The sequence below is a fragment of the Rahnella sikkimica genome (assembly GCF_002951615.1).
GTDB lineage: Bacteria > Pseudomonadota > Gammaproteobacteria > Enterobacterales > Enterobacteriaceae > Rahnella > Rahnella sikkimica.
Genome location: NZ_CP019062.1, coordinates 2,940,573 through 2,959,881 on the forward strand (window position 1 = coordinate 2,940,573; position 19,309 = coordinate 2,959,881).

General features: G+C 54.2%; 14 protein-coding genes. 9 read left to right on the forward strand and 5 right to left on the reverse strand.

From position 1 onward, the window contains the following. Window positions 1–220 precede the first annotated feature (220 nt). The gene (gene rapA / locus BV494_RS13620; RefSeq protein ID WP_104923363.1) at window positions 221–3,118 is read left to right on the forward strand and encodes an RNA polymerase-associated protein RapA; all 2,898 of its coding nucleotides are present in this window, start codon (window positions 221–223) and stop codon (window positions 3,116–3,118) included. A gap of 68 nt (window positions 3,119–3,186) precedes the next feature. After that, window positions 3,187–3,888, forward strand: coding sequence for a bifunctional tRNA pseudouridine(32) synthase/23S rRNA pseudouridine(746) synthase RluA (gene rluA, locus BV494_RS13625; RefSeq protein ID WP_104923364.1), 702 nt, complete (start codon window positions 3,187–3,189; stop codon window positions 3,886–3,888). 62 nt (window positions 3,889–3,950) lie between these two features. On the opposite strand, the gene djlA is transcribed toward rluA, so the two are convergent. Further along, window positions 3,951–4,772 carry a co-chaperone DjlA gene (gene djlA / locus BV494_RS13630; RefSeq protein WP_104923365.1) on the reverse strand — a complete coding sequence of 274 codons (822 nt, stop codon included), beginning with the start codon at window positions 4,770–4,772 and terminating at the stop codon, window positions 3,951–3,953. A gap of 181 nt (window positions 4,773–4,953) precedes the next feature. Between djlA and lptD the strand changes: the two genes are divergently transcribed. The 6 genes from lptD (at window position 4,954) to apaH (ending at window position 11,782) form a co-directional block, all read left to right on the forward strand. Further along, the gene (lptD, locus tag BV494_RS13635; RefSeq protein ID WP_104923366.1) at window positions 4,954–7,329 is read left to right on the forward strand and encodes an LPS assembly protein LptD; all 2,376 of its coding nucleotides are present in this window, start codon (window positions 4,954–4,956) and stop codon (window positions 7,327–7,329) included. An 85-nt stretch (window positions 7,330–7,414) separates the two neighbouring features. Next, window positions 7,415–8,710, forward strand: a complete 1,296-nt coding sequence (gene surA / locus BV494_RS13640; protein WP_104923367.1) for a peptidylprolyl isomerase SurA — start codon at window positions 7,415–7,417, stop codon at window positions 8,708–8,710. Next, on the forward strand, window positions 8,700–9,707 hold the full coding sequence (gene pdxA / locus BV494_RS13645; RefSeq protein ID WP_104923368.1) for a 4-hydroxythreonine-4-phosphate dehydrogenase PdxA: 1,008 nt from the start codon (window positions 8,700–8,702) through the stop codon (window positions 9,705–9,707). Before surA ends, pdxA begins: the two co-directional genes overlap by 11 nt. 5 nt (window positions 9,708–9,712) lie before the next feature. Further along, window positions 9,713–10,540, forward strand: a complete 828-nt coding sequence (rsmA, locus tag BV494_RS13650) for a 16S rRNA (adenine(1518)-N(6)/adenine(1519)-N(6))-dimethyltransferase RsmA (RefSeq protein WP_104923369.1) — start codon at window positions 9,713–9,715, stop codon at window positions 10,538–10,540. Window positions 10,541–10,544: 4 nt separating this feature from the next. Continuing rightward, window positions 10,545–10,922 (forward strand): Co2+/Mg2+ efflux facilitator ApaG/CorD, encoded by a 378-nt coding sequence (gene apaG, locus BV494_RS13655; RefSeq protein WP_104923370.1) that lies wholly within the window; start codon window positions 10,545–10,547, stop codon window positions 10,920–10,922. 5 nt (window positions 10,923–10,927) lie between these two features. Then, complete coding sequence (apaH, locus tag BV494_RS13660; protein ID WP_104923371.1) at window positions 10,928–11,782, forward strand: bis(5'-nucleosyl)-tetraphosphatase (symmetrical) ApaH; 855 nt, start codon at window positions 10,928–10,930, stop codon at window positions 11,780–11,782. Between the two features lie 71 nt (window positions 11,783–11,853). On the opposite strand, the gene folA is transcribed toward apaH, so the two are convergent. Beyond that, window positions 11,854–12,339: a type 3 dihydrofolate reductase gene (folA, locus tag BV494_RS13665; protein ID WP_104923372.1), complete on the reverse strand. Its 486-nt coding sequence runs from the start codon at window positions 12,337–12,339 to the stop codon at window positions 11,854–11,856. 406 nt (window positions 12,340–12,745) lie between these two features. On the opposite strand from folA, the gene BV494_RS13670 reads away from it, so the two are divergent. Beyond that, window positions 12,746–13,360, forward strand: coding sequence for a LysE family translocator (locus BV494_RS13670; RefSeq protein ID WP_104923373.1), 615 nt, complete (start codon window positions 12,746–12,748; stop codon window positions 13,358–13,360). Between the two features lie 74 nt (window positions 13,361–13,434). Here the strand turns inward: BV494_RS13670 and kefC are convergent, their stop codons facing one another. From kefC to carB, 3 genes are all read right to left on the reverse strand, one after another. Beyond that, on the reverse strand, window positions 13,435–15,285 hold the full coding sequence (kefC, locus tag BV494_RS13675) for a glutathione-regulated potassium-efflux system protein KefC (protein ID WP_104923374.1): 1,851 nt from the start codon (window positions 15,283–15,285) through the stop codon (window positions 13,435–13,437). Then, the gene (kefF, locus tag BV494_RS13680) at window positions 15,278–15,832 is read right to left on the reverse strand and encodes a glutathione-regulated potassium-efflux system oxidoreductase KefF (RefSeq protein ID WP_104923375.1); all 555 of its coding nucleotides are present in this window, start codon (window positions 15,830–15,832) and stop codon (window positions 15,278–15,280) included. Before kefF ends, kefC begins: the two co-directional genes overlap by 8 nt. A gap of 248 nt (window positions 15,833–16,080) precedes the next feature. Then, the gene (carB, locus tag BV494_RS13685) at window positions 16,081–19,305 is read right to left on the reverse strand and encodes a carbamoyl-phosphate synthase large subunit (protein ID WP_104923376.1); all 3,225 of its coding nucleotides are present in this window, start codon (window positions 19,303–19,305) and stop codon (window positions 16,081–16,083) included. Between the last annotated feature and the right edge of the window lie 4 nt (window positions 19,306–19,309).

Genomic DNA, 19,309 nt, shown 5'->3' on the forward strand with positions numbered 1-19,309 from the left:
AAAGAAGGCGCTGCGGATGTGATTCTAAGGTGACGAATCGCTTACCTTCCATTACCATAGCGCCCTTTCCCATTTCTGAAACATCCTCACACAGTGAATCACTTCCCGCCTGCTGACGGGAAAAGAAAACTATTGCCCAAGCATTATCAGAGGCATAGCGAGCAATGCGCCGTCGCTGCCGCAGTTATCGTATACAGAGCAAATAACACAGAGAGAGATTATGCCGTTTACATTGGGTCAACGCTGGATAAGCGATACGGAAAGCGAATTAGGATTAGGTACCGTGGTTGCGCTGGATGTGCGCATGGTTACCCTGCTTTTCCCCGCCACCGGTGAAAACCGTTTGTATGCCCGAAATGATTCCCCGATCACCCGCGTGATGTTCAATCCCGGTGATACCATCAGTTGCCACGAAGGCTGGCAGCTGCAAGTCGACGAAGTCATTGAAGACAAAGGTTTGCTGACCTATATCGGTACCCGTCTGGATACGGAAGAAACCGGCGTTGCCATGCGTGAAGTGCTGCTCGACAGCAAACTGACGTTCAGCAAACCTCAGGATCGCCTCTTCGCGGGTCAGATTGACCGTATGGATCGTTTTGCCCTGCGTTTCCGTGCACGTAAATATCAGCGCGAACAGTTCCGCCTGGAATTCGGCGGCCTGCGCGGTATGCGTGCCAGCCTGATCCCGCACCAGTTGCACATCGCTTACGAAGTCGGTCAGCGTCATGCGCCGCGCGTTTTACTGGCCGATGAAGTGGGTCTGGGTAAAACCATCGAAGCCGGCATGATTATTCATCAGCAATTGCTGTCCGGCCGCGCCGAACGCGTGCTGATCGTGGTGCCTGAAACCCTGCAACATCAGTGGCTGGTTGAGATGCTGCGCCGCTTCAACCTGCGTTTCTCTCTGTTTGATGACGACCGCTATGCCGAATCCGTGCATGAAGCGACGAACCCGTTTGAAACCGAGCAACTGGTGATCTGTTCGCTTGATTTCGTCCGCCGCAACAAGTCACGCCTCGAGCAGTTGTCCGATGCGTCCTGGGATATGCTGGTCGTCGATGAAGCGCACCATCTGGTGTGGAGCGAAGACGCCCCGAGCCGCGAATATCAGGTTATCGAGCAGCTTTCTCAGCAAATCCCAAGCGTCCTGCTGCTGACCGCCACGCCGGAGCAGCTGGGCCAGGAAAGTCACTTTGCGCGTCTGCGTCTGCTGGATCCGGATCGTTTCCACGATTACGAAGAATTCATCGAAGAACAACAGCAATATCAGCCGGTCGCTGATGCCGTAACGTTGCTGCTCAACAAAGAGCCGCTGACGCCGGAAGCGCTGGCCTTGCTGGGCGAAAGCGTCGGCAATGCTGACACCGACGCGCTGCTGACCGCCGCCAATAAAGGTGACGAAGCCGCCGCGAAACAGCTGGTTTCCATGCTGATGGATCGCCACGGCACCAGCCGCGTGCTGTTCCGTAACACCCGTAACGGCGTGAAAGGCTTCCCGGATCGTCATCTGCATTCGGTGAAACTGCCGCTGCCGACGCAGTATCAGACCGCGATTAAAGTCTCGGGCATCATGGGCGCGAAGAAAACCGCCGAAGCCCGTGCACACGACATGCTGTATCCGGAGCAGATTTATCAGGAATTCGAAGGCGAAAACGCCACCTGGTGGAACTTCGACCCGCGCGTGGAATGGCTGCTCGGTTTTCTGACCGCCAACCGTGACGAAAAAGTGCTGGTGATTTGCGCCAAAGCCGCCACCGCACTGCAACTGGAGCAGGTTCTGCGTGAACGCGAAGCGATCCGCGCCGCCGTGTTCCACGAAGGTTTGTCGATCATCGAACGTGACCGCGCCTCCGCGTACTTCGCTTCTCAGGAAGAAGGCGCGCAGGTTCTGCTGTGTTCTGAAATCGGCTCCGAAGGCCGTAACTTCCAGTTCGCCAGCAAAATGGTGATGTTCGATCTGCCGTTCAACCCGGATTTGCTCGAGCAGCGTATTGGCCGTCTGGACCGTATCGGCCAGCAAAACGATATCGACATCATGGTGCCTTACCTCGAGCAAACCGCGCAGTCGGTGCTGGTTCGCTGGTTCCACGAAGGTCTGGATGCATTCGAACATACCTGCCCGACCGGCCGGACGATTTATGACAGCGCTTACGATCAGCTGATTGCGTTCCTCGCCACACCGGCTGAGCAGGCAGGCCTGGACGACTTTATTCTCAAATGCCGTGCGGAACATGACGCACTGAAAGAGAAGCTGGAAAATGGCCGCGACCGTCTGCTGGAGATGCATTCCAACGGCGGCGAACGTGCGCAGCTGCTGGCGAAAGAAATTGGCGAGCAGGATAACGACGTCAATCTGGTGAATTTCGCGCTGAACCTGTTCGATATCGTCGGCATCAATCAGGACGATCGCAGCGATAACCTGATCGTTCTGACGCCGTCTGATCATATGCTGGTGCCGGATTTCCCGGGTTTGCCGGAAGACGGTTGTACGGTCACGTTTAACCGTGAACAGGCGCTGTCGCGTGAAGATACGCAGTTCATCAGTTGGGAACATCCGATTGTGCGTAACGGTCTGGATCTGATCCTGTCCGGTGATACCGGGAGCTGTGCGGTGTCGATCCTGAAAAACAAAGCGCTGCCGGTCGGTACGTTGCTGGCAGAACTGGTGTATGTGGTTGAATGTCAGGCACCGAAACACCTGCAACTGACCCGCTTCCTGCCACCGACGCCGGTGCGTATGCTGATGGATCGCAAAGGCACCAATCTGGCTGCGCAGGTGGAGTTCGAAAGCTTTAACCGCCAGCTGAACGCCATCAACCGTCATAACTCCAGCAAGCTGGTGAATGCCGTGCAGCAGGACGTTCATGCCATGCTGCAACAGGCTGAAGCAGAAATTGCGGAGCAGGCGCGTGCGCTGATTGAAGCGGCGAAAGTCGAAGCGGACGAGCAACTGACTCAGGAACTGGATCGCCTGAAGGCGCTGAAAGAAGTGAACCCGAACATTCGCGATGACGAACTGGAATCGGTAGACTCAAACCGTAAACAGGTACTGGCGAATCTGAACGACGCCAGCTGGCGTCTGGATGCGATCCGTCTGGTGGTCGTCAGCCACCAGTAAGCCTGTCGGGATGCAGCCGGTACTGCATCCCTTCTTTTATTTCACCCTGAATGCAGACTGAAACCGCTATGAGCGAACATCAACCGACAATGCCTGAACCGTCCAAAACCCGGCCGCTGGAGAATTACAATCCACCGACCGATCCCTGGTTGCAGGTGATTTTCCAGGATGAACACATCATGGTGGTGAATAAACCAAGCGGGCTGCTTTCGGTACCGGGGAAACTAGCCGAGCATCAGGACAGCCTGATGACGCGCATTCAGCAGCAATTTCCGGAAGCCGAATCCGTGCATCGTCTGGATATGTCGACCAGCGGCGTGATTGTGGTGGCGCTGACCAAAGACGCGGAGCGGGAACTCAAACGCCAGTTCCGCGAACGCGAAACCAAGAAAGTGTATATCGCGCGCGTCTGGGGACGGGTCGAAGAAGATTACGGCATTATTGATTTGCCGCTGATTTGCGATTATCCCAACCGGCCCAAGCAGAAAGTTTGCCATGAGACCGGGAAGAAAGCGCTCACGCAGTATGAAGTGATGTCGTGGGATGAGGACGGCACGACGCGCGTCAAACTCCGGCCGATTACCGGGCGTTCGCACCAGCTGCGCGTGCATTTGCTGGCACTCGGGTATCCGATTCTGGGTGATAAGTTTTACGCACATCCGCAGGCGCTGGCCGCCGCCGACCGTCTGCAACTGCATGCGCAGGAGCTGTCGTTCTACCATCCGATTACCGACACGCCGCTGGTATTTAACTGCGAGCCGGATTTTTAACGTTCCCCAAAATGCAAAAAAGGCGCTCAATTCAGCGCCTTTTACTTTTGCGTCGGAGAAGATTACTTAAAACCTTTCTCTCTTTTGATCAGGTCATACGCGGCCTGAATCGACTGCGCTTTCTCTTTTGCCATTTCCATCATCTCCGGTGGCAAACCTTTCGCGACCAGTTTGTCAGGATGATGCTCGCCCATCAGCTTGCGGTACGCACGTTTGATGGTGGTCGCATCGTCGGTGGCATTTACACCCAGAACTTTACAGGCATCGGCCAGCGTCGGGCCTTGCTGTGTCTGGTGATAACCGCCGCCATAAGAGTGACCGCCCTGCTGACTTCCACCGAACTGTTGTCCGCCTTCCATCATGCGCAGGAACTGATCAAACTGTATGCGGGAGATACCGAGTTCTTCGGCAATCACATACAGCACTTCACGCTCGTTCGGATGCAATGAACCGTCGGCATACGCAGCCTGGATCTGGATTTCCAGAAAAGTCCGGATCAGATCAAAGCGGCCAAAACACGCAGTGCGCAATGCCCGCATTTTTTCCCGCAACGGATAATTCGCATCTTTACCGTCGCGGAAGGCACGCTGGGCGGCTTCACGCTGCTCACCGTGCAACTGCATGCGATCCATGTAAAGACTGGCGATTTGTATGTCCGCCTCGGTGACTCTGCCTTTTGATTTGGTCAGATTCCCCATCACTTCAAACGTGGTGCGGAAAAAGATAGTTTGACGTGTCTGTTGATCGGCGAAATATCCCCGGCGTTTCGCGGAACGCGCGGTATCAAACATATGCCCTATCAACACCCCTGAAACAATTCCCCAGAAGCCTAAACCGGACCATAAGCCCAGGATAAGTCCGAGCAGTTTTCCCCAATACTGCATATACTCCTCAATTCGCCATGCCGTCGCTTAAAAATTGCTTTATCATAACCGGCATTTATCGTTGTGCCTAACGGCGACAGCGTAACAGGTTGGATTTAACACTAGCGCAACCATGATGAGTGATATAGTCTCTGACCGTTTGCCGGCATGATGCCTCTGATGACGGAACACCATTTTACGTATGAAAAACAGACGTCTGAAAACACGCTTACCCACAGTGCTGGCTGCCACAATCTGGTCAGTATTGTACAGTCACGGCGCAATGGCCGACCTCGCAGCGCAATGTATGCTCGGCGTTCCGACCTATGACAAACCTTTGGTGCAGGGTGATCCTAATTCACTGCCTGTGACCATCAATGCCGACAAGGCCACCGGAAATTATCCTGACAGCGCGCTTTTCAGCGGCAACGTTAATATTGTGCAGGGTAACAGTACGCTTGATGCCGATCATGTTCAGCTCAACCAAATTGCCAACCCCAATCAGCCCACTCCGACCCGCACCGCCACGGCGACCGGGAACGTGCGTTATAACGATAACCAGATCAAGCTGAATGGCCCGAAAGGTTTTGCAAACCTGACGACGAAAGATACCGACGTCCAGAATGGCGATTACCAGATGGTAGGCCGTCAGGGCCGCGGTAATGCCGACAAGATGAAGCAGCGTGACAACAACCGCTACACCATCATGGATAACGGCACATTCACCACCTGTCTGCCCGGCGATAACAGCTGGAGCGTAGTGGGTTCAGAAGTGATTCAGGACCGTCAGGAAGAAGTGGCTGAAATCTGGAACGCCCGTTTCCATATCGGCCCGGTTCCGGTGTTCTACAGCCCGTATATGCAGTTGCCGATTGGTGACAAACGCCGTTCAGGCTTCCTGATCCCCAATGCCAAATACAGCACCAACAATGGCATTGGCCTGACTGTTCCTTATTACTGGAACATTGCGCCTAACTACGATGCCACGATTACGCCGAACTACATGAGTAACCGTGGTCTGCAATTGCAGAACGAATTCCGTTATCTGACCGTGGCCGGCGCAGGTCTGATGGAGTTTGATTATCTCGGTAACGATAAGAAAATCGATCAGCAGTACGTTGATGATGAAAACCGGACCAGCGATAAGACCAAGCGCTGGATGTACTACTGGCGCCATGCCGGTGTATACGATCAGGTTTGGCGCTTCAACGTCGATTACACCAAGGTCAGTGATCCGTACTACTTCACCGATTTCGATTCGAAATACGGTTCAAGCACTGACGGCTATTCCACCCAGAAGTTTAGCGTAGGCTATGCCAACGAAAACTGGGATGTGACGCTGGCCAGCAAGCAGTTCCAGGTATTCTCTGATTACGGTAACAGTAATGCCTACCGTGCTCAGCCTCAGCTGGATATCAACTATTACAAAAATGATGTGGGTCCTTTCGACCTGCATCTTTACGGTCAGGCGGTGAAATTCACCAGCGTTAACCCTGACAACCCGGAAGCGGTGCGTACACATTTCGAACCTACCCTTAGTTTGCCACTGAGCAACGGCTGGGGAAGCCTGGATAACGAAGTTAAGCTGATGGCGACACACTATCAGCAGGATATTCCGGATGCGTATTACGATGCGAATCCGGATACCAAACTGCGTTCATCGGTGAACCGCGTAATGCCTGAGTTCAAGACCGACGGTAAAATGGTCTTCGACCGGACGATGGACTGGAACAGTGATTACACCCAGACCCTCGAACCGCGCGCGCAGTATTTGTACATCCCTTATCGTAACCAAAGTTCGATCAATACCTATGACTCGACACTGTTACAGTCCGACTATACCGGTCTGTTCCGCGATAAGAGCTACAGCGGCCTGGACCGTATTGCTTCGGCGAATCAGGTGGCAACCGGTTTAACGACCCGTGTTTACGACGAAAATCTGGAAGAACGCTTCAATGCGTCTGCCGGTCAGATTTACTACTTCCAGCCACCGCGCACGGGCGACGTGAACAGTGTGCTGGATAAAAGTGATGACCGGGGCAGCCTGGTGTGGGCCGGTGACAGCTATTACAAAATCAATGATTTCTGGGGCGTTCGTGGCGGCGTGCAGTATGACACCCGTTTAGATGCGCTGGCGTTAGGCGATGCCGTGCTGGAATACCGCGCAGATTCAGAAAGAATGATTCAGTTGAGCTACCGTTATGCCAGCCCGGAATATATTCAGGCGACACTGCCTGACGTGACTAACCCGGGCTATCAGGACGGTATTTCCCAGGTAGGTGGCATCGCCAGCTGGCCGATTGCTGACCGCTGGGCGATTGTTGCGGCGTATTATTACGACACCAAAGCGCAGCAATCCGCCGATCAACTGATTGGTTTGCAGTACAACACCTGCTGCTGGGCCATCAACGTGGGCTACGAACGTAAGATCACCAGCTACGATACTGTTAAGTCCGAAAGTAAGTATGACAATAAGATTGGATTCAACATTGAACTTAGAGGCCTGGGTAACAATCAAACCCTCGGAACGAAAGAAATGTTGGCCAGCGGCATACTGCCTTATCAACGCGCTTTCTAAGCCGATGACACGATTGATGAGTTAAGACTCGACGAACTCAGTGAACTTGAAACCCGCGCTTGCGGATTAGACAAATGGAAAAAGTATGAAGAACTGGAGAACACTTCTCCTCGGCGTGACGCTTTGTGCCAGCACTGCGTTTGCAGCCCCTCAGGAAGTTGATAAAGTTGCCGCCGTCGTGAACAACGGCGTCGTGTTGCAAAGTGACGTAGACAGCCTGTATCAGTCGGTGACACAACAGGCCAAACAAGCAAATCAACAGTTGCCCGATGAAGCCACGTTGCGCCATCAAATCCTTGATCGCCTGATCATGGATCAGATCCAGTTGCAGATGGCGACCCGCATGGGCATCACGCTGACCGATCAGGATGTGGACAAAGCGATTGCCGGTATTGCACAGCAGAACAATATTTCCGTTGATCAGCTGCGCAGCCGTCTGGCGTACGATGGTCTGAACTACAGCACCTACCGTGCCCAGATCCGCAAAGAAATGCTGATCAGTGAAGTGCGCAACAGCGAAGTTCGCCGTCGCGTGACGATCCTGCCTCAGGAAGTCGATCAGCTGTCCAAACAGGTTGCGGCTCAGAACGGCGGCAGTGCTGAATTTAACCTCAGCCATATCCTGTTGCCATTGCCAGAAAACCCAACGCAGGATCAGGTCGATACTGCAGAGCAGCTGGCGAAGAAAATCGTCGCTGATCTGAACAACGGTGCGGATTTTGGCAAACTGGCTATCACCTATTCTGCTGACTCTCAGGCACTGAAAGGCGGCAACATGGGTTGGGGCAAATTGCAGGAACTGCCTTCCCTGTTCGCTCAGGCGCTCAGCACTGCACAGAAAGGCCAGATTATCGGCCCGATCCGTTCAGGCGTGGGCTTCCACATCCTGAAAGTGAACGATATTCGTGGTGATAACAAAACCGTTTCCGTCACTGAAGTTCATGCGCGTCATATCCTGATCAAGCCATCCGTTGTGATGACCGATGCACAGGCGCGTGCGAAACTGGAACAGGCTGCGGCGGATATCAAGAGCGGCAAAGCAACGTTTGCTGATGAAGCCAAACAACTTTCTCAGGATCCGGGTTCTGCAAATCAGGGCGGCGATTTAGGTTGGGCGTCTCCGGATATGTACGATCCGGCGTTCCGCGATGCGCTGATGAACCTCAAAAAAGGTGAAGTCAGTGCGCCGGTTCACTCCTCCTTCGGCTGGCACCTGATCCAGTTACTGGACACCCGCCAGGTGGATAAAACAGATGCAGCACAGAAAGAACGTGCTTACCGCATGCTGTTTAACCGTAAATTTGCGGAAGAAGCGCAGACCTGGATGCAGGAACAACGTGCTGAAGCGTACGTGAAAATTATGGACGGTAATGGGAAATAATACTTCCGTGACAAAATCAGTGGTCATTACCCCCGGCGAACCTGCCGGGGTTGGGCCGGATCTGGTACTGGCGCTGGCTCAGCAGGCATGGCCTGTTGAGTTGGTGGTGTGTGCCGATCCGGCCCTGCTGCTTGATCGCGCCGAAAAACTGGGTCTGAAGATCCAGTTGCGTGAATACCAAAAAGACAGCCCGGCAGAACCTCAGGCCGCGGGGACATTAACCGTTCTACCGGTCAGCACCGCGGTGCCTGTCACGCCTGGTAAACTGGATGTCGCCAACAGCCATTACGTCGTTGAAACGCTGGCCCGTGCCTGCGACGGCGCAATCAGCGGTGAGTTTGCCGCGCTGATTACCGGACCGGTGCAAAAGAGCATTATCAACGATGCCGGTATCCCGTTCATCGGCCATACCGAATTTTTCGCAGACCGCAGCCATTGCAACCGTGTCGTGATGATGCTGGCAACGGAAGAGTTACGCGTCGCACTGGCGACCACGCATTTGCCGCTGTCAGCCGTACCGGGTGCGATCACGCGCGAATGTCTGCACGAAGTCATCACCATTTTGAATCATGACCTGAGAACCAAATTCGGCATCGCCGAGCCGCAAATCTACGTGTGTGGCCTCAATCCGCACGCGGGTGAAGGCGGCCACATGGGTCATGAAGAGATAGACACCATCATTCCGGCGCTGGAAGAACTGCGGCAGCAGGGAATGCATCTTATTGGCCCACTGCCCGCTGATACGTTATTCCAGCCTAAATATCTGCAACACGCCGATGCTGTTTTATCGATGTATCACGATCAGGGCCTTCCGGTGCTAAAATATCAGGGATTCGGTCGCGCCGTGAACATCACGCTGGGCCTTCCCTTTATCCGGACTTCCGTTGATCACGGCACCGCCCTTGAACTCGCTGCAACCGGCACCGCCGATGCAGGCAGTTTCAAGACAGCAATAAATCTCGCCATTCGTATGGCAAATAACAGCAACGATAAATAACAACAATGAATAGTAGAGTCCACCAAGGTCACTTTGCCCGTAAACGTTTTGGGCAAAACTTCTTAACCGATCAGTTTGTTATCGATAGCATCGTGTCGGCCATTCATCCTATGCCGGGCGAAGCTGTCGTCGAAATCGGGCCCGGTTTGGCTGCATTGACGGCGCCGGTTGCCTCACGTCTGGATAGCATGACCGTTATCGAAATTGACCGTGATTTGGCAGCACGTCTGGAAAGCAATCCGAAGTTTCAGGGCAAATTACGCGTCATTCAGTCTGATGCGATGAAAATTAATTTCGCAGAACTGTCCGAAGAACTCGGCCAGCCGCTGCGCGTCTTCGGCAATTTGCCTTATAACATTTCGACGCCGCTGATGTTCCATCTGTTCACCTACACTAACGCCATCAAAGACATGCACTTCATGTTGCAGAAGGAAGTGGTGAACCGCCTGGTTGCAGGCCCGAACAGCAAAGCGTATGGTCGTTTAACGGTGATGGCGCAGTATTACTGCAACATTATTCCGGTGCTTGAAGTGCCGCCGGAGTCCTTCACGCCGGCACCGAAAGTGGATTCTGCCGTGGTCCGTTTAGTCCCACACGACAACATTCCCTACCCGGTATCAGATATTCGCATTCTCAGCCGTCTGACCACCGATGCGTTCAACCAGCGCCGCAAGACTATCCGCAACAGTCTGGGCCATCTGTTCACACCAGAACAAATGAGCGATCTGGGGCTGGATCTCAGCATGCGTGCTGAAAATATTTCGGTTGAGCAATTCTGTAAACTGGCTAACTGGTTGTCCACGCGACCTAAAACCCCGGAACCTCAGGAGTAGCGTTATGCTTAATTCGCCCCGTGTTTGTGTTCAGGTGCAAAGTATCTACGTTGAGTCACAGTCGATACCGGAAGAAGAACGTTTTGTTTTCGCCTACACCATCACTGTCCGCAATCTGGGGCGTTTTAATGTGCAACTGCTTCGCCGTTACTGGTTGATTACTAACAGTAATGGCCGCCAGACCGAAGTACAGGGCGAAGGCGTTATCGGTGAACAACCGCTGATCCTGCCCGGCAACGAATTCCACTACACCAGCGGTGCGATTTTAGAAACACCGCTGGGCACGATGGAAGGCCACTACGAAATGATCGCGCACGACGGTAAAAGTTTCCGTGTGCCGGTTCCGGTCTTCCGCCTCGCCATCCCTACGCTGATAAATTAATCCACATGTCGACATATCTTATTGGTGATGTTCACGGCTGCATCGATGAACTCAAGGCGCTATTGGCGCAGGTGGATTTTGATCCGCAAAATGATGCTCTCTGGCTGACGGGCGATCTCGTCGCGCGCGGGCCGTCTTCCCTTGAAGTCCTGCGTTTTGTCAGTGGCTTGGGCGATTGCGTGCGGATGGTGCTCGGTAATCACGATTTGCATCTGCTGGCGGTTTACGCGGGCATCAGCTTTAACAAGCCGAAAGATCGCATTACGCCGCTGCTCGAAGCAGAAGATGCCGATGAGCAGATCAACTGGCTGCGTCGCCAGCCGGTGTTGCAGGTGGATGACGACCTTAAACTGGTGATGGCTCATGCGGGCATTACGCCGCAGTGGGATCTCGATACCGCAAAAATGTGCGCCCGTGAAGTCGAAGCAGTACTGAGCAGCGACACCTATCCGCTGTTTCTCGATGCCATGTACGGCGACATGCCGAACAACTGGCACCCGGAGCTCAGCGGTCTGGCGCGTTTACGTTTTAGCACCAATGCGTTCACCCGCATGCGTTACTGTTTCCCTAACGGTCAGCTGGATATGATTTGCAAAGATGTCCCGGAGAACGCGCCAAGGCCGCTTAAGCCGTGGTTTGATATTCCGGGTCCGGTGCAGGAAGCGGGTTACAGCATTGCGTTTGGTCACTGGGCATCACTGGAAGGAAAAGGCGCGCCGGAAGGCATATACGCGCTGGACACCGGTTGTTGCTGGGGCGGGGATTTGACGATGTTGCGCTGGGAAGACAAAACCTATTTCGCTCAGCCGTCGCTCCGCCAGAAAGACAAAGTGCAGTCCGAACTTCCGAAAGCGCTGTAATTTTGCGGCGGGATAAATACAAAAGGCACCTCTGAAAGGTGCCTTTTTGCTTTACACGTCAGCCAGAAAAATCAGGCGCGACGGTCAAGAATTTCGAAGCAGTAGCCGTGAGAGTTTTGCTCATCAGCGTCATGGAATTCGCTGAAAGTGCTTTCCCAGTCATCCGGCTCATAGTCAGGGAAATGTGTGTCCCCTTCTACTTCCGCATCGATATGCGTCAGGTATAAACGGTTCGCCTTCGGCAACAACTGCTCGTATACGCGTCCACCGCCCATCACCATCACTTCTTCCACCTCACCGGCGGCGGCCAGTGCTGCGTCAACCGACGTCACCCAGGTCACGCCGTCGTGCTCGCCAGGCTTGGAGCTGATGACGATATTCAAACGGCCGGGTAACGGTCGCCCAATCGACTCGAACGTCTTGCGCCCCATGATGACAGGTTTGTTGAGCGTATTACGCTTAAACCAGGCCAGATCACCGGGTAGATGCCAAGGCATTGCGTTTTCCATGCCAATAACGCGATCGGTCGCCAGTGCGGCGATCAGGCTGATAATCATTATGAAGCCCTGTGTTGATTGAAGAGACCCAAAAAAGCAGCCCACACTATACGGAAAGCCCAATCAACCGTCGATAGGGAGACTCACGCTTTACAAAGATATAAGAGAGCTCTTACCCTGACGGGACTTTACCCGTCTGACGTGCCAGTTTCCGGCATAAAATGGCGTTAAAAACCGGAAAATTCTTCGTTTGTGCAGCCGAAAATGCTGGATACGCGATCGGGGGGTTGTCCTTCTCACTGGCCTTGTACAACCTCGCTTACACTGCGGGGCGTTTACGGTACAGTCGCCGCTATTTTCGTGAAGAGCCGTCGGCAAATAAAGCCATAAGAGTGATTTATCTTGCGAAGGATTGGCGTATCATGCGGCCTTCTTTTTGTTCTGAACTATAACGACGGTTATCTCCATGCTTGAAACCACCCTTTTTGTTGCCAGTATTGCGTTCCTCGGCATGCTTTCTCCCGGCCCTGATTTCTTTCTGGTCATCAAAAATGCGGCCCGATACCCGCGCGTAGCGGCACTCATGACGTCACTGGGTGTTATTTGCGGCGTCATCACGCATATGTCTTACTGCGTGGCCGGTCTGGCGGTAGTGATCACCACCACGCCGTGGCTGTTTGATTTGCTGAAATATGTCGGTGCGGCCTATCTGATCTGGGTCGGCATTCAGGCATTGTTCTCACGCAGCAACAGCAAAATGAATCTCGACGGGCTGGAACCGCAAACGGTCAAACTCCGTACCGCGTTTGTGCAGGGTTACCTCTGTAATCTTCTGAATCCGAAAGCGACCCTGTTTTTCCTGGCAATGTTTACGCAGGTTTTGCAGATCGACTCCACTCTGGGCGAAAAGCTGTGGTACGCGTCGATCATTGTCAGCTTGTCCGTTGTCTGGTGGCCTTCGCTGGCGTTGTTAATCCAGAGCGCACCGGTTCGCCGTGGTCTGGCTAAAGCACAGAAAATCATCGATAAACTGCTCGGCGGCGTGCTGATCGGTTTAGGCATTAAAGTTGCGCTGAGCTGATCAAAAAAACCGGCACTTTTGATGCCGGCTTTCCGTTTACGCGTTATGAGTTTACGCGTTAATAGTTTCTGCGTTTATCCCTTCGCTTCTATCACTTCCTCTTCCGGCGCTTTGCCATCAATACTCCCGCGCCAGCCAGACTGAACCGACGACAGACGCTCCTGGTCCTGCTCGATGGCGGCGGTCAGCATGTCCTTCGCACGTTGCATACTGGCGATACGGAATTCAGTATCTTCGTAATTCTCGATAGTAGCTTCGAGCATTTTCAGGTTATAGCGACGGAACAAATCGGCTTTTTCACGCGCTTCATACGCGTCCAGACCGAGTGCTTCCAGCACGTCACGCCCGACGCGCAAAGAGCCTTCAAACAGTTCACGCTCCGGTGCTTCCACGCCCAACTGACGCAGCTGATACCAGTGGTCAACGTCACGGGCACGCGCAATCACCTTCAGGTTCGGGAAATGCTCTTTTGCCAGCGCCGTCAGTTGCAGGTTGGCTTCGACATCATCGATGGCATTGATCAGCACTTTGGCCTGCGCTGCGCCTGCCGATTCGAGTAAATCCACGCGGGTCGCGTCACCATAAAACACTTTGGTGCCGAATTTTCGCAGCGTCTCAATATGGTCCGGATCGTGGTCCAAAACGACGGTATGAACATTATTGGCGAGCAACAAACGACCGGCAATCTGACCAAAGCGACCAAATCCGGCGATAATCACCTGCGCATTCTCGTCGTCAATGGTGTCCTGCGGACGGTCATCTTTCGGCGCATTACGCTCCATTCGGTTCGCAATCACCAGTAGCAGCGGCGTTACAGCCATTGAAAGCGCAACGGCAAGCGTCAGCGCTTTCGACCATTCGTCAGGCATCACGCCAGCCATTTTCGCGGCACTGAAAATCACGAAAGCGAATTCACTGCCCTGCCCGATTAAGATCGCAAAAAGGCCACGCTGTTTTTTCGGTACGCCCAGCCACGGCGCAATTAGCCACAATAGTGCGGCCTTGAGCGCCATAAAACCCACCAGCAACGTGGCAATCAATAACGGCTGATGCACCAGCGTGCCGAAGTCGATAGACATCCCGACGCCGATAAAGAACAGACCAAGGAGCAAACCTTTAAACGGCTGAATATCGCTTTCCAGCGCGTGGCGATATTCCGAGCTCGCCAGCAATACGCCCGCCAGAAACGCGCCCATCGCCATCGACATACCGGCCATTTCGAGCAGAATGCCGAAACCGAACACCAGAAAAAGTGCCACGGCGCTGAACACTTCGCGCATACCGGAACGGGCAACAAAGTGCAGCAAAGGCCGCGTGACATAGCGCCCGAGCAGCACCACCAGCACCAGCGCACCGGCCACTTTTGCTGCCGACAGACCAAAGCTCAGGAGCGTTGTGGCTTCGCCGGTGCTGGCAAGAAGCGGGATCATCGCCACCAGCGGGATCGCCGCAATATCCTGGAACAACAGCACGGCAAACGCGCTGCGGCCAATCGGAGACGCTGTCAGGCTGCGTTCGCTCATCGCCTGCATGGCAATCGCGGTGGAGGACAGCGCGAGTGTCATGCCTATCAGCAAAGCAACTTTCCAGTCCAGCCCGAGGAAATAGCAAAATGCGCTGAGGACCACGCCGCAACCGGCCATCTGAATACTGCCGCCGCCAAAAACAGAGGCGCGCATTGTCCATAGCCGTTTCGGATCCAGCTCAAGACCGATCACAAACAGCATCAGCACCACGCCGATTTCCGCAAACGTCAGAATCGACTCGGCATCAGATACCAGTTTCAAGCCCCACGGCCCGATAATGCAGCCCGCAATCAGATAACCCAGCACGGAACCCAGCCCGAGGCGGACGGCAATCGGTACAAACAGCGCTGCGGAGCCGAGATAAATCAGCCCTTCAATCATCAGGGTATGGTTATCCATGATTCACCTCCGGCGGGCAGCCTTCTTTCAGGCTCAGGCAGGCCGTGAGGCGTTGGCGGTATTCCTCACCGGCGGCTTTCAGCGCCACTTCGTCACAAATAAACGTGTTATGTACTGCAAAGTACGGCAACCAGTGCATGCCGCAGTAAACTGCCGTCGCCTGCAACGGCTGCGCCAGCACATCGAAATTCGGATGATCGCCCAGCTCGAAGTGATGTTCATTACCGCCGGTGGTTACCGCCCACAGGCAATGTTTTCCGTTAAGCGCGTTGCCTTCGTGACCGTAGGCCCAGCCGTGCTCCAGCACTTTATCTATCCATAATTTCATCAGCGGCGGCAGGCCGTACCACTGGATAGGATGCTGAAAAACCACCAGATCGGCGCGCTCGACGGCTTTCTGTTCGGCGTCGATATCGATATTGAAATCGGGGTAAAGATCGTACAGCGAGCGAACTTCGACGTTGGGTAAATCTGATACTGCCGAGAGCAGTCCCTGGTTGGCCCGCGAATGGCGCGGATAAGGATGGGCGTAAATTATTAATATCATGCAGGTCTCTTGTCTTATTTCATTTACTTCAGCATACGCAATTTTTAGCTTTCTGTTAAAAGCACATACGTTATACCCAAATAATTCGGTTCGCAGGAAGGCGGCAAGTGATGGAATCCCGATGAGCTTACTCAGGTAAGTGATTCGGGTGACTGAATGCAGCCAACGCATCTGCGAATTGAAGTATGACGGGTATAAAAGACAAAAGGCGCAGCTTTCGCCACGCCTTTCGTCAGACCATTATGCCATTATCTTTTGATTTTCGCGTGCATTTCCTGAACCGACGTTACCTGTTCTGTCGGGTCAGAAGACAGCGCCATCGCCGTGGCGAAACCGCCGTTCAGCGTGGTGTCGTAATGCACTTTGTATTGCAGCGCACTGCGACGGATCAGCTTAGAGTCTTCAATCGCCTGACGGCCCGCTGTGGTGTTGACGATATACACATACTCACCGTTTTTAATACGGTCCTGAATGTGCGGACGGCCTTCATGCACCTTGTTCACCAGACGCGGGTTAATCCCGGCTTCGCCCAGAACCACTGCGGTGCCGTGCGTTGCATCCAGCTCGAAGCCGCGTTTCAGCAGTTTCGCGGCCAAATCCACGACGCGGCCTTTGTCACCTTCACGCACGGACAACAGCGCGCGACCGGCTTTCTTCATGCCGGAGTTGCTGCCCAGCTGCGCTTTCGCGAACGCTTCTGCGAAAGTGCGGCCGACGCCCATGACTTCACCGGTAGAACGCATTTCCGGCCCGAGAATCGGGTCAACGCCTGGGAATTTGTTGAACGGCAGCACCACTTCTTTGACGGAGTAGTAAGGCGGGATCACTTCTTTTGTGATGCCCTGCTGCGCCAGCGTCTGGCCTGCCATGACGCGGGCAGCCACTTTCGCCAGCGGTACGCCGGTCGCTTTGGACACGAACGGTACGGTACGTGCGGCGCGCGGGTTGACCTCAATCAGGTAGACTTCGTTGTTTTTCACCGCGAACTGGACGTTCATCAGACCACGAACGCTCAGCTCGAAGGCGAGTTTCTCGACCTGCTGGCGCATCACGTCCTGAATTTCCTGGCTCAGCGTGTAGCAAGGCAGTGAACATGCGGAGTCACCGGAGTGAACGCCAGCCTGTTCGATGTGTTCCATGATGCCGCCAATCAGCACGCGTTCGCCGTCGCAGATGGCGTCGACGTCCACTTCGATAGCGTCATCCAGGAAACGGTCGAGTAATACCGGCGCATCGTTGGACACGCTGACCGCATTCTGGAAGTAACGACGCAGGTCGATTTCGTCATAAACGATTTCCATCGCGCGGCCGCCCAGAACATACGACGGACGAACCACCAGCGGATAACCGATACCTGCGGCTTTTTCGACCGCCTGTTCAATGGTCGCTACCGTGGCGTTAGCCGGTTGTTTCAGGCCCAGACGATGAACTGCCTGCTGGAAACGCTCACGGTCTTCAGCGCGGTCAATGGCGTCCGGGCTGGTGCCGATAATCGGCACGCCAGCAGCTTCGAGTTCACGCGCCAGTTTCAGCGGAGTCTGACCACCGTACTGCACGATGACGCCTTTCGGCTGCTCGATGCGCACAATTTCCAGCACGTCTTCCAGCGTCACGGATTCGAAGTACAGACGGTCGGAAGTGTCGTAGTCGGTCGAAACCGTTTCCGGGTTACAGTTGACCATGATGGTTTCATAACCGTCTTCACGCAGCGCCAGCGAGGCGTGTACGCAGCAGTAGTCGAACTCAATGCCCTGACCGATGCGGTTTGGACCACCGCCCAGTACCATGATTTTTGGCTTGTCATTGGTCGGATTGGATTCGCACTCTTCTTCGTACGTGGAGTACATGTACGCGGTGTCAGTCGAGAATTCCGCCGCACAGGTATCCACACGTTTGTAAACCGGGTGCAGATTGTATTTGTGACGCAGCTTGCGTACTTCGCTTTCGGATACGCCGACCAGCGTCGCAAGTCGCAGATCCGCAAAGCCTTTGCGTTTCAGCATACGCAGGTAGTCGTGCGTCAGGATGTTGAAACCGCCTTCGGCGACTTCGTTCTCCAGTTTCACCAGTTCTTCAATCTGCACCAGGAACCAGCGGTCAACGTTGGTCAGGTTGAAGATACCGTCAACGGACATCCCGGCGCGGAAGGCGTCAGCGATGTACCAGATACGTTCCGCGCCCGCTTCTTTCAGCTCGCGGCGGATTTTGGTCAGCGCTTCCGGGTCGTCCAGATTGACTTTCGGGTCGAAGCCGCTTGCGCCCACTTCCAGACCGCGTAACGCTTTTTGCAGAGATTCCTGCTGGGTGCGGCCAATCGCCATCACTTCGCCGACAGATTTCATCTGCGTGGTCAGACGGTCGTTTGCACCGGCAAATTTCTCGAAGTTGAAGCGGGGGATTTTTGTCACAACGTAGTCGATAGACGGTTCGAAAGACGCTGGCGTTTTGCCGCCGGTGATGTCGTTCATCAGTTCATCGAGGGTGTAACCGACCGCCAGTTTCGCGGCCACTTTTGCAATCGGGAAACCGGTCGCTTTAGATGCCAGTGCCGATGAACGGGAAACGCGCGGGTTCATTTCGATAACAATCAGACGACCGTTTTTCGGGTTCACCGAGAACTGGACGTTTGAACCCCCGGTTTCAACGCCGATTTCACGCAGTACCGCCATCGAGGCGTTACGCATGATTTGGTATTCTTTGTCGGTCAGGGTCTGCGCAGGCGCAACGGTGATGGAGTCACCGGTGTGGATACCCATCGCATCGAAGTTTTCGATTGAGCAGACGATGATGCAGTTGTCGTTTTTATCACGCACCACTTCCATCTCGTACTCTTTCCAGCCAATCAGCGACTCATCAATCAGCAGCTCTTTGGTGGGGGAAAGATCCAGACCGCGTTCGCAAATCTCTTCAAACTCTTCACGGTTATAAGCGATGCCGCCACCGGTGCCGCCCATCGTGAATGAAGGACGAATGATGCACGGGAAACCGACGTCAGCGGCGATAACCAGCGCTTCTTCCATGGTATGCGCGATGCCTGAACGTGCGGTATCAAGGCCGATTTTCTTCATCGCAATGTCAAAGCGGCGACGGTCTTCGGCTTTATCGATGGCGTCAGCGGTCGCGCCAATCATAGTCACGCCGAATTCTTCCAGCACGCCCTGACGTTCCAGTTCCAGCGCACAGTTCAGTGCAGTCTGGCCGCCCATGGTCGGCAGAACGGCGTCCGGACGTTCTTTCTCAATAATCTTGCGCACCACTTCCCAGGTGATCGGCTCGATATACGTCGCATCGGCCATGTCCGGGTCAGTCATGATGGTTGCCGGGTTGGAGTTCACCAGAATGACGCGGTAACCCTCTTCGCGCAGCGCTTTACACGCCTGTGCGCCGGAGTAGTCGAACTCACAAGCCTGGCCGATAACAATCGGACCTGCGCCCAGAATCAGGATGCTTTTTATGTCTGTACGTTTTGGCATTTTT

Coding starts and splice junctions, on each gene's coding strand:
- BV494_RS13670 (WP_104923373.1), top strand. CDS start 12,746: ATGCTTGAAACCACCCTTTTTGTTGCCAGTATTGCGTTCCTCGGCATG.
- carB (WP_104923376.1), bottom strand. CDS start 19,305: ATGCCAAAACGTACAGACATAAAAAGCATCCTGATTCTGGGCGCAGGT.
- djlA (WP_104923365.1), bottom strand. CDS start 4,772: ATGCAGTATTGGGGAAAACTGCTCGGACTTATCCTGGGCTTATGGTCC.
- kefF (WP_104923375.1), bottom strand. CDS start 15,832: ATGATATTAATAATTTACGCCCATCCTTATCCGCGCCATTCGCGGGCC.
- apaH (WP_104923371.1), top strand. CDS start 10,928: ATGTCGACATATCTTATTGGTGATGTTCACGGCTGCATCGATGAACTC.
- rsmA (WP_104923369.1), top strand. CDS start 9,713: ATGAATAGTAGAGTCCACCAAGGTCACTTTGCCCGTAAACGTTTTGGG.
- rluA (WP_104923364.1), top strand. CDS start 3,187: ATGAGCGAACATCAACCGACAATGCCTGAACCGTCCAAAACCCGGCCG.
- pdxA (WP_104923368.1), top strand. CDS start 8,700: ATGGGAAATAATACTTCCGTGACAAAATCAGTGGTCATTACCCCCGGC.
- folA (WP_104923372.1), bottom strand. CDS start 12,339: ATGATTATCAGCCTGATCGCCGCACTGGCGACCGATCGCGTTATTGGC.
- kefC (WP_104923374.1), bottom strand. CDS start 15,285: ATGGATAACCATACCCTGATGATTGAAGGGCTGATTTATCTCGGCTCC.
- lptD (WP_104923366.1), top strand. CDS start 4,954: ATGAAAAACAGACGTCTGAAAACACGCTTACCCACAGTGCTGGCTGCC.
- rapA (WP_104923363.1), top strand. CDS start 221: ATGCCGTTTACATTGGGTCAACGCTGGATAAGCGATACGGAAAGCGAA.
- surA (WP_104923367.1), top strand. CDS start 7,415: ATGAAGAACTGGAGAACACTTCTCCTCGGCGTGACGCTTTGTGCCAGC.
- apaG (WP_104923370.1), top strand. CDS start 10,545: ATGCTTAATTCGCCCCGTGTTTGTGTTCAGGTGCAAAGTATCTACGTT.